Annotated in this window: 1 protein-coding gene; it reads left to right on the forward strand. The window is 64.7% G+C overall.

The window, feature by feature from the left end; translation table 11 throughout:
* Positions 1–30: 30 nt before the first annotated feature.
* Positions 31–785 (forward strand): DUF6531 domain-containing protein (locus QCE64_RS36435; RefSeq protein WP_310009215.1); only part of this gene is annotated, 755 nt, incomplete at its 3' end.

Genomic DNA, 785 nt, shown 5'->3' on the forward strand with positions numbered 1-785 from the left:
CGGGGGCCGTCGCAGGATGCGGAGTCGTTCATGGGCAGCCGCACCGTGCTGGCCAACGGCGATCCGATGTCATTCGCGGCGCTGCCCGCGTTGAGTTGCTGGTGCGCGGGCATGCTGCCGATGTCGCACAACAGCGCGCATACGGAACGCAAGTACATGTCCTTGCCCACCGCGACGATGCTGCCTATTCCAGCCGATCGTCCCGTGCTGGTGGGCGGCCCGCCTGTGATGAACATGATGGCGATGGCGGCCGGACTGTTCAGGGCGTTTCGCGGCTCGGCGCTGGCCAAGAGGCTGTTCAGGAACTTCCCGTCGGGGTTCATCAAGTGCGTGATCTTCGACGCGGAGCCGGTCAACTCGATCACCGGTGAAGTGGTGGTGCAGCAGCACGATTTCACCATCGACGGGCGCTTGCCGCTGGTGTGGGATCGCTACTACGCGAGTCACGACATGATCCCGGGAAGCCTCGGGCGTGGCTGGCGCAGTCCGGCCGACATTCACGTGGACTTGCTGCGCGATGAGGAGCACGAGAAGGCGCAATACAGCGCGGCGGTCACGTTTGCCGATCACGCCACCGCGTTCGATCAGATGCCGCACGAAAGCGGATGGCCCGCGCGAACGCATGACCGCCAGCATGGTCATGCGCTGTATATCGAACAGGACGAACTGCGCATTCGTACGCGGGCCGGTCTGGAATACGCGTTCGCACTGCCGGACGACTGGCGCGCGAGCGTGCCGGTCGTAGATCGGGGGCAGACGTTCAGTCTGCCGTTATCCCGGATGGC

This window comes from Caballeronia sp. LZ043 (assembly GCF_031451075.1).
In the GTDB taxonomy this organism is placed as follows: domain Bacteria; phylum Pseudomonadota; class Gammaproteobacteria; order Burkholderiales; family Burkholderiaceae; genus Caballeronia.